The sequence below is a fragment of the Pirellulales bacterium genome, from assembly GCA_019694455.1.
Lineage (GTDB): Bacteria > Planctomycetota > Planctomycetia > Pirellulales > JAEUIK01 > JAIBBY01.
Window position 1 is genome coordinate 69076 of sequence record JAIBBY010000023.1, and the last position, 9582, is coordinate 78657.

At 64.6% G+C, this 9582-nt stretch carries 8 protein-coding genes; 4 read left to right on the forward strand and 4 right to left on the reverse strand.

The window, feature by feature from the left end; all coding sequences use genetic code 11:
- Positions 1-77: 77 nt before the first annotated feature.
- From K1X71_11365 to K1X71_11375, 3 genes are all read left to right on the forward strand, one after another.
- Positions 78-1967, forward strand: a complete 1890-nt coding sequence (locus K1X71_11365; protein MBX7073735.1) for a hypothetical protein — start codon at positions 78-80, stop codon at positions 1965-1967.
- Between the two features lie 13 nt (positions 1968-1980).
- Entirely contained in the window at positions 1981-2949 is a 969-nt protein-coding gene (locus K1X71_11370; GenBank protein MBX7073736.1) for a hypothetical protein, read from the forward strand.
- Between the two features lie 98 nt (positions 2950-3047).
- Positions 3048-3887 (forward strand): Cof-type HAD-IIB family hydrolase, encoded by an 840-nt coding sequence (locus K1X71_11375; GenBank protein MBX7073737.1) that lies wholly within the window; start codon positions 3048-3050, stop codon positions 3885-3887.
- 14 nt (positions 3888-3901) lie between these two features.
- Here K1X71_11375 and K1X71_11380 read toward each other — a convergent pair whose 3' ends face one another.
- Positions 3902-5059 (reverse strand): hypothetical protein, encoded by a 1158-nt coding sequence (locus K1X71_11380; GenBank protein MBX7073738.1) that lies wholly within the window; start codon positions 5057-5059, stop codon positions 3902-3904.
- A 712-nt stretch (positions 5060-5771) separates the two neighbouring features.
- Between K1X71_11380 and flgM the strand changes: the two genes are divergently transcribed.
- Positions 5772-6050, forward strand: a complete 279-nt coding sequence (gene flgM, locus K1X71_11385; protein MBX7073739.1) for a flagellar biosynthesis anti-sigma factor FlgM — start codon at positions 5772-5774, stop codon at positions 6048-6050.
- Positions 6051-6173: 123 nt separating this feature from the next.
- On the opposite strand, the gene K1X71_11390 is transcribed toward flgM, so the two are convergent.
- Genes K1X71_11390 through K1X71_11400 form a run of 3 tightly spaced genes read right to left on the reverse strand, consistent with a single transcriptional unit; the run spans position 6174 to position 9308 of the window.
- On the reverse strand, positions 6174-6842 hold the full coding sequence (locus tag K1X71_11390; protein MBX7073740.1) for a class I SAM-dependent methyltransferase: 669 nt from the start codon (positions 6840-6842) through the stop codon (positions 6174-6176).
- Complete coding sequence (locus K1X71_11395) at positions 6833-7621, reverse strand: glycosyltransferase family 2 protein (protein ID MBX7073741.1); 789 nt, start codon at positions 7619-7621, stop codon at positions 6833-6835. Before K1X71_11395 ends, K1X71_11390 begins: the two co-directional genes overlap by 10 nt.
- A gap of 40 nt (positions 7622-7661) precedes the next feature.
- Positions 7662-9308 (reverse strand): glycosyltransferase family 39 protein, encoded by a 1647-nt coding sequence (locus tag K1X71_11400; protein ID MBX7073742.1) that lies wholly within the window; start codon positions 9306-9308, stop codon positions 7662-7664.
- Positions 9309-9582 lie beyond the last annotated feature (274 nt).

The window sequence follows — 9582 nt, forward strand, 5'->3', positions numbered from 1 at the left end:
TCACCAAGCGCGTTCCACCTGTCCGGCGGCCCATGCCTGGATCGCCGCGGCGCGCTTCGAGCGGAGCGGCGCGCGCCATGAGCAGACGCCATCGCGAATCGAAGCCCGGGTTCTCGTTGTTCCCGTTCCTCGAGATGCTCCTGAGCACGCTCGGCGTGATGACGCTGCTGTTGGCGGTGGTGGCCTACCGCGCTAAGAACCACATCGGCCAGCCGCAAGGCATGACGGCCGAGCAGGCCGCCGAGCACGAGATTTTGACACTGCGCGTGGAGCAACTCACTGAGCAGCGCGACAAGACCCAGCAAGACCTGCGTGAACGTCAATTGGAGCTAGGACATCTGGAACAATCGCGCGACCAGACGCGCGCCCAGCTTGCCGAGTTGATTCGCGCCAAGGACGAACTGGACCGGTCCGCCGCGCTCTCCGCCAAGGAGCGCGCCCAACTTCAGTTTGAACTTGATCGCAAGCAGGGAGAACTGGCCCGTAAGCGCGTCGAACTCGAGGATCGTCGCCGCGAGCAGTCCAACCGCGCGCCCTCCTACGCCATTGTTCCGTACGAAGGCCCCAACGGCACTCGCCGCGTGCCCGTCTACCTCGAATGTCGCTCCGACCGCATTGTGCTGCAGCCCGAAGGCATCACGTTCAAAGAAGACGACTTCGCCGGTCCCCTGGGCCCCGGCAATCCGCTGGCCACCGCGGTTCGCGCCGTGCGGCAGCACCTCAATGAACGCATCGCCGAAAACGAAGAACCGTATCCCTTGCTGCTGGTGCGGCCCAATGGCATCGACGCCTATTGGGCGGCGCGCGTTGCCCTGCAATCTTGGGGGGAGGATTTTGGCTACGAGTTGATCGACGAAGACTGGCAACTCGCGTTTCCCCAGCCCGATGTCGAGTTGGCCGGCCGTGTCGAGGAAGCAATCGAGGCCGCACGCGAGCAACAACATTTGCTCGCCCAACTTGCCCCGCGCTCTGGCGGCAGGTCCAATCGCGTCTATCGCGCCAATCCCACCGGGGGCGGCATCATCGCGGCGGGCGATTCCAATCGCGATCACTACGGCGGCCACTCGCGGCCCTCGTTCGGCAATCGACGCGGCGGCGCGGCCGCTGGCGTGGGAGATGACGAGCGCGGCGAAGCGCTGGCCCGCGCAGAGACTGATCGACGTCGCGGCGGCGAGATCGGCGCCGACGGTGGTCTGTTTCCACCCGAGGCCATAATGAGCGGCCGTGGCGGCGCGGCGCAATATCCGGGCCAAGGCGACGAGCACGGCGCTGACGCAGCGGAAGCTGGCGAGGAGGGATCGCGGCAGTCGTCAACCTTTGGCGCGGCGGGAGATGGCGAATTCGCCTCTCAGCACGGCGGCGGTTCGCGGGCTGGCGCTAGTGGCGCCGAATCGAACAGTTCCCAATCAAACCGCCCCGAACCAGGGAGTGGCGGCGCGGGTAACCCCGGAGCATCGGGCGCCGAGGGCCCATCGCTCGGCACGTCGCCACTCGATACTCCGGGCCAGGCGCACGGCCCTGGCTCACCTGGGGGCAAGCCGGGCGGAATGCCGTACTACAGCGCCACGCCGCACCTGGAAAGCATGGCGCGCAAACGCGGCAAGAACTGGGGTGTGCCCGAGGCCGCCCGTGGCGCTGCGCCGTTGTCGCGGCCGATCGTCGTGGAATGTCATCAAAATTCGCTGGCCATTGTCAGCGACGACGGCTCGGGCCGTCGGCACGATGTGCCGCTGGCGGGCGAAACCGAGGACGCGGTCGACGAACTAATCGGCGCCGTCTGGAAACACATCGATCATTGGGGCATCGCCGGCAACGGTTTGTACTGGCATCCCATCCTGGTGCTCGACGTACTCCCGACTGGCGAAGCGCGGGCGAGCGACCTCGAATCGCTGCTGGCCGATAGCGGCATCGAGGTGCGCCGCCGGCAAACCAAGATCGTGGGCGCGCCGCCCGCGACAAACCGCTAGGAATTCAATTCGCATGGCCCGCTACGTCTCACGTCGAATTCGCGAAGAGGGAGAGGCCTTCGGTAGCGACTCGTTTCTCGATGTGATCTGCAACATGGTCGGCATTATCGTCATTCTGGTGGTGGTGGCCGGCATGCGAGCGCAGCAGGCCGAAGCGCCCGACACGGCCCAACCGGCCAAGCTCGCGGAACTGGCCGCCGAGGCCCAGTCGCTGCAAGACGACGTGCTGCGACTGGCCCACGAGATCGAAAAGGTGCAGATGGCCGGCGCGGTCGTGTTTGAAGAGCGCCGCCTGTTGGCCGTGCAGGCCGAACAGGGCAAGCAATGGATCGCCGCCGCGCGCGGCGCACTCGACGCCACACGCCAGCAAGATTTTGATCTGCGCCGCGCGACCGACGCCATCGATCAAGAAATGGCTCGCGTCGATCTTGCGCTCGCCAGCGACGTGACCAGCGAGCGCCCAACCGTGCAGGTGGTGAGCTATCCCACTCCCATCTCCAAGGTGGTCACGGGCAAGGAGGCGCACTTTCAACTGCGCGACGGGCGCGTGGCCGAAGTTCCGATCGAGCGACTGCTCGATCGGCTGCCGGCAGAAATGCGCCGCCAAGAGGACAAGCTGCGCCAACAGTACGAGGCCACCGGCACGGCCGGCCCGATCGCCGGCTTTCGCATGCGATACACATTGGAGCGCGACGGCGGCTACATCCGGCTGCGCGAGTGCGAGTTTGTGCCGGTCTCTCCGCAAGAAGGGGAACCAACCGGCATGGCACTTACCGCCACCAGTGAGTTTCGTCGTAGCGTCGCGGCGCTCAATCCGCGTTCGACCACCGTCACGCTGTGGACCTATCCCGATGGCTTCGAGGCCTATCGCAAGCTGAAGGCGGAGTTGTATCAACAAGGGTTCGCCGTGGCGGGTCGTCCCTTACCATTTGATCAGCCAATCGGCGGATCCCCCCATGGTTCGCGCTCGGCGGCCGAATAGCGCGCACCTGGCCGCGCGCTGGCGGCATGGCGTTGAGCGGGCGCTGGCAATAGACTGCGCGGCGACGCTTTCGATTTCTTCTCGGCAAGTGGCCTCGCATGCCTCGCTACCGACTACTAGCGCTTGATATCGACGGCACGCTGGTCGACATTCACGACCATATCACGCCCGCTACGCGCCGCGCGCTGGCCGCTGCCCGGGCCGCCGGCATCCAGATCGTCCTGGCCACCGGCCGCCGCTACAGCCGCGTGCTGGCCATCGTTCAAGAACTGGGTATTGATGTGCCAGTGGTCACCGCCAGTGGTTCGCTCATCAAACGCCCCGCCGACCACGTCACATTGTTTCGCGCCGAAGTGCCTCGCCCCGTATTGCTGCGCGTCGTCAGCGAAATGGTCGCCGCGGGCTATGAGCCGATGCTCTACGCCGACAGCTTTCACCACGGCTTTGACTTCTACATTGCCCGGCTCGAAACCGCTTGTCCGCGACTCGAAGAATTCCTCCGGCTGAATGCGGGCAGCGAGCGGTTGTTGCCGACGCTGGCCGACGATCCGCCGCATGGCGTCTTTGCGCTTTTCGTCATGGGCGATCAGGCGCCAATGCTCGCGCTCGAAGCGCAGTTGCAAGCCGCCGCCCCCGGCGCGCTCTATACCCATGTGCTCCGCAGCCCCAAGTACACCGGCTACATGTGCGAAGTCGCCGCTGCCGGGGTCACCAAATGGTCGGGGGTCCTGCGTCTTGCCGCGCAGTGGGGCATTGCCCCGGCGGAAATTTGCGCCGTGGGCGACGATGTTAACGACATTCCCATGATCGAGGGCGCCGGCCTGGGCGTGGCGATGGGCAACGCAACGCCAGAAACCATCGTCGCCGCCGATCGCGTGTGCCGGCCACTCGGCCACGATGGACTGGCCCAGGTGGTCGAGTGGCTGCTGGCCGAGTAAACCGCGGCGAGCGATCACACCTCGTCGCGCTTCTTGTCTCCGTCGTCCGGCCTGTCGTGGCGATCTTTGTCGTGGTGACGCTTTTTGCCGCCGGGGCCTCCTTTGCCCTTGTGCTTTCTCTTGCCGTCCGGCTTCCCCTTGTCGCCCTTCTTGGCCATTCGTTCGGCCAGCACGGTTAGTTCATCGCGGTCGATGAAGCCGTCGCTATTGCGATCGATCTTGTCAAAGCGCTCGCTCAGCCGTTCGGGCGCCTCTTCCTTCGAGAGTTTGCCGTCGCCGTCCTTGTCGGCCGACAGTAGGCGCTCGAGCAGCGGATGCGCTCGATCAGGGGCAGGGCCGTCGCCACGCTGGGCCAGCGTCTCGCCATCCGGTCGGTGTGGCCGACCGACGATCTCTTGTGGCGTGATGGCGCCATCACCATCGCGATCGAGCGCCTTGAGAGTCTCGGCCGCGCGAGAGATTTCTTCGCCGTCGATGCGGCCGTCGCCGTTGGCGTCTAGCGAACGAAACAACTGCGCCGGCGGTCCACCGGGACCATGATGATCGGGATGGGGGCCATCGGGGCCGCCACGCTTGCCGCGCCCCGGCCGTCGCTCTCCATCGGGGCGGCGACGCCGATCGCCATCGGGACGGTCACGACCTTCTCCATCCGGCCGGCCTTTCGCAAATCGCTCGCGCATGGCACGAGCGGCTTTCTCCATTTCGGCCTTATCTAGCGCGTCGTCGTCGTTCTCGTCGAACTGGTCGAGCATCCGCTCGAACATTCCTCGCCCCTGCTCCGGCAATTCGTCGAGCGCCACCTTGCCGTCGCCGTTGGCGTCCATTTCTTTCAGTCGCTCAAACGGGCGGGGGCGATCGCCGCGCGGGCCGCGCTGGGGTCGGTCGTCCAGGCTGCCGTGTTTGGTCTCTGCCGCGGTTAAACCGGCCTCCATTTCCTCAGCGCTCAACCGCTTATCGCCGTTCTTGTCAGCCTGATCGACCAGCCGATCGAACAATCGCCGCTTGTCGTCCGGAGCCTCGTCGCCAGTCACTTGGCCATCTTTGTTCTGATCCAACTGCTCGAACAGCTTGCCCGCGTCGATGTTCGACGCCGGCTTGTCTTCGTCCGACCAGGCAAATGGGGCAAAGCCGAGCAACACGGCAATCCCGAGAATCAGCGTATTTTTCGTCATCGTCATACCTTTGCAAAAAGGGCGTCTCTACCGTGTTTAACCCGCGTACTGCTGGTAAGTATCGCGCGGAGGGGGGTTTTTCACGGCCTGCTGCCGAGTTGTGCTGCCTCTGCAGGGCGCTGAGGAGGGGTCGCAGGTTGACGTTGTTTGGTCTGGAGAGCGGGCCTATACTCAGCCCCGCACCGGGTTCCACGTTGCCGAAACGCAACGTGTTCCAGAAGCGATACTCCGGCCGTTTCGCACGCCGCGCCCAGCGGCGCGGACCGTGCGGGTGGAACGTTTCGCCAAGTCAACAAAGTGCCCCGCGCTGCTAGCATTGGCGCGGCCGCTTATGTGAGTTGCATGGTGTGTGAAAAGGTTGACGGCCTCTCGAATTTTGGATGGAATTGCCGCCCCTCCGCGGCCGATGTAACGGGTGTCAGAGCCCGCGAAGTCGAACGCGACACGGAAAGCGGCGCCGAGTTACTGTGTCGTTGTTTTGAGCTGAACGCAGCTTCGCGGGATCACTCGCCAAACGTTCTCCCCAGCGCCGCAATCGCACGAGCCGCCACGAGGCTCAGACGGGAGAACAGGGTCGGCCAGTCCGCGACCGCTCGTTTGGTTCATGGCCAAGGCGACAAGCGCGAACCGCGTTTGTCGATCAGCCGATCGCGGCGAACTACACGCTCCGCGATCTGCCTGAGCCAGGGCCAGAAGTCGCCGGAGACAGAGCATGCAAATCTACGGACCTAATTACATTCACGGCCCTCAAGCGATCCGCGCCCCGCACACCACCTCGCCGGCCGCCGCGCCCCGCGCCGCTGCGGCCACGCAAGGCGCCGACCAGGTCGAAATCTCGCAGGCCGCGCAATTGGCCAGCAAGCTCAGCGAGATCCCTGATATCCGCCACGAGCGCGTGCAGTCGCTGCGCGCCGCCATCGCCGATGGCTCCTACGAGACGGGCGACAAGCTCGATGGCGCGCTCGAGCGCCTGCTCGACGAGATCGGCTGAGCATCTCAGTTGCCTCGCTAATCCCAGTAGCACCACGGCCGAGCGGCCCCCCAAGTCGCTCGGCCGTTTCTCGTAGGTACGTTGACTGTATGGCGAGTCGGATACGTTAACGCCGCTGGCTGCTCAAGTCGCGCTACTCTCCAGCGGCCGCCGCGCGACCACCGCGATGGCCGGTGTGAACCGACGAAACCGCCGCGTCGGGAGATGAACGTAATAGCCAAGCGGCAGCAGATAGCGATACACGCCGTGCCAGTCGACCAACTCGAAGCGGCCGGTGAGCCAATCGATCCAGAATTGGCGCGACCGCTTGTGCAGATGCGTGGGATCGCGGTCGAGCGCGTGAATAATCGGCCCCGTCGGCCCATCGTAAACCGGCACGACAAACACAAAATATCCGCCCGGGCGTAAATGCCGAAAAACGCCATCGGCGACCTGCTCCAGGTCTTGAATGTGCTCAATCACATCGAACGCGGCCACGCAGTCAAACGTCTCCGCAAACGGTATCCGCGCGCCGCTCGCCACCGCCAGCGTGGCCGTCGGCGCCGCTAGCCGCGCCTGCTCAATAGCGTAGTCGCTCACATCCAGCCCCCAGCAGCGCCAGCGGTCGTCAAGCGACGCTAAAAAGCCGCCGAACGCGCAGCCGATTTCCAACAATTTGGCGGGCCGATCGCAGGTGGCGGCCGGTTCGATCAGGTGACGGTAAAACGCCAGCTTGCGCGCGGGGTTCTGCCGTTGATAGTTGGCGTAGTTGGCGGCGAAGTAGTCGCGATCAAAAGTCGAGCTCACTGCCATCGGGTGAACTTTCGTTGGACCAGCACCGCCAAGGTCTGCCGTATGGTGCGGCCAATCCGCATCTTGGTCGCCCCCTCCTTCTGGTCGTAGCGCAAGATGAACGGCACTTCACCAAACACCAGTTGCATGGGACGCAGCTTGAGCAGGATATCGACCATGCACTGAAAACCGTCTTGATTCAAAAAGTCGTCGGCGTAGCGCCGCACGGCCTGTTGAATCACCTCCGCCCGATAGGCCCGATAGCCACAAGTGTAATCGCGCACGCCCGAGATGGGGTACAATACGCGAAACAGCCAACTTGCCCCATAGCTCAACACGCGGCGCGACCAGGGGACGCCAATCGAGCGCGAGCCGGGCTGATAGCGCGAGGCGATCACCACGTCGAATCCCTCGCGGATCAGCCGCACCATCCGCAGAATGAGGCCGGGCGAGTGGGTGTCGTCGGCGTCCATCGTGATGATCACATCGGCCGGCGACGCCAACTCGACAGCGGCCAACAGCCCATCGCGAATCGTCGCTCCTAGTCCTTGGTTTTGCGCGTGTTGCTTGAGCAAGATGGGCATGCGCAAGGCGCGCTCGCGAACGATCCGCGCCGTGTCATCGGTGCTGCCGTCGTCGATCACGATGATCTGATACGCCAGCCCCGCTTCGTCCAGCGCGTCGTCGGTGTTGTCGAGCAATCGGCCAATGCGCGCCGCCTCGTTGAAGGCGGGCAGCACGATGAACACCCGCCGCGGCGGGCGAACGCGCGCGGGCGCTGCTGGCTGGCCTTGCGACATGACGCTTTCCACAACCGACCGATGGAACTTCGCTGAACTGCTACTGTAGCAGCCGGCGAGTCGATTCGCCGGGCGGCGGTTGATCGCTCGGGCTCAATCGATACAGCGTGAGATGATCGGTCTTTTGCCGCGATTGGGCCTGCTCCACCAAACCCAGTAGGCCGCGCGTCTGGCGAGCAAAATCGTCCCCTGCCTGCTGGCTGGCGGCGGCGAGCCAGTCGTCCACATGGTCGAGCACCGCCACCATCGTCGGCGCCCGGTCGGGTCGCGCCGCGCCGGTCGGGTTGCGATCGGCAAACTGCACGTCGCGCTTGGCGTACCACTCAACTGCCGGATGATACGGTATGCCGAGCACCAGCACGTTGTCATGCGGCCCCGCGACATCGCCAATCTCGACGCCCGCGATCAACGCGTCGAAGTTGGGATGGCTATAAAGCTCGGCCGTACGCCGCAGCGACAGCATCGAGTAAACGACCAGGAACAATACCACGCCAACCAGGCGCCAGCCGCCGAGCGCGGCAAGCCCGCGCCGCGCCGCCACCTGTTGCCGGTCGCGGGCCAGTCGGCCGGCTTGGTTGGTCGCGATGGTCGCCGCCAGAAACCTGTCGATGGCCACCGCCGCCGCGCTGGCCAGGCCGGGCAAGTAGAGAATGACCATGCACTCGTGAACGAACATCGCGTTCGAGAAGATCGCACTGTGCAACAGCGCCGGCGCGATCAGCAACAACGGCGTCACCAGCGACAGGCGATTGCGCGCGTTCCGCATTCCGGCGGCGCAATACAAAAGCCCCGTTGCGGCGACCAGCAAGAAAGGAAGCGTCATTAAATGCGCCGCGTGCCGCAGCAGCGTCTCGATATACTCCCCCGGGCCAAACTGCGTCACCGTGCCGGCAAAGCTTAACTGCCGTGGCGCGCTCATCAGTCCGCTGCGAAACAAGAACGCGTTCTTAAGATCGGCGAACTGCGCGGCGTCAGCCAGCCACAAGTGCCCCAGAAAGAGAGCGAACATCGCCAGCGCCGTGGCCGCCATTGCGGCGCCGGCCAGCCAATCGTCGCGCTGGCGTCCGCTAAGCACGGCATGAACTGGCAAGATCGCGGCGAGATAGTAAATCTGCCACTCGATCTGCATGCCGATGGCCAGCACGGCCAGCAACCACAACAACCGTCCGCCGCTGCGCTGTGCCCGCCAGCGCGTGTAGGCCAATACGCTCGCCACCACGAAGAGATTGGCGGGCTGTTCGAGCGAGTTGGTGCGACCGGTGAATAGATTGGCCGGCGACACCGCGAACAGTCCGGCCGCGAAGAACCCCACGCGCGTCGAGAACTGCTCGCGCAGGAGTCGAAACAACAGCCAGATGGTGGCGGAGGCCGTGGCGATGCAGACCAGTCGCGTCACCAACTCGCTAGCGCCAAACAGCCGAAACGTGGCCGCCTCGACCAGTGGCCACAAGAATGGGTGATGTGCATAGATTGGGCTTTCGGCCGGCGCGGTCCGATCGACGTTCAAGACGCTGGCGCCGCGCGTGGCAGCCAGACCAAACTCGACATGGTTGCGCGCAATGAGCGCATAGGCGGCGCTGGCGTAATCGTCGCGGTGCGCCCAGGGAGCATTGGCGAACGGCAACATGCCCGCCGCGGTCAGCACGAGCAGCGCGGCAATTCCCAGGTTAGCTCGCTGATTGGCCAAAGGAAGTTTTTTGAGGGGAGGTTGCCTGTGGGCCAGTCAGCGGCGTCGATCGGGGCCAGCGAAAGTGAATCGCCGCTAGCTCCAATCACAGGCCCGTATCGTACTCCACATCGTCGCGCAGCGGCGCATCATCCGGCGCAGTCAGCACGCGCGACCGGCCCTCAAACCGCAAGTCACACCGCCGCGCGCAACAAAAAACCCCGGGCTGGCCGGGGTTTGCGAGCAGTTGCCTTGTAATGCACAACCGTCCAGTGGGCGATAAAGGACTCGAACC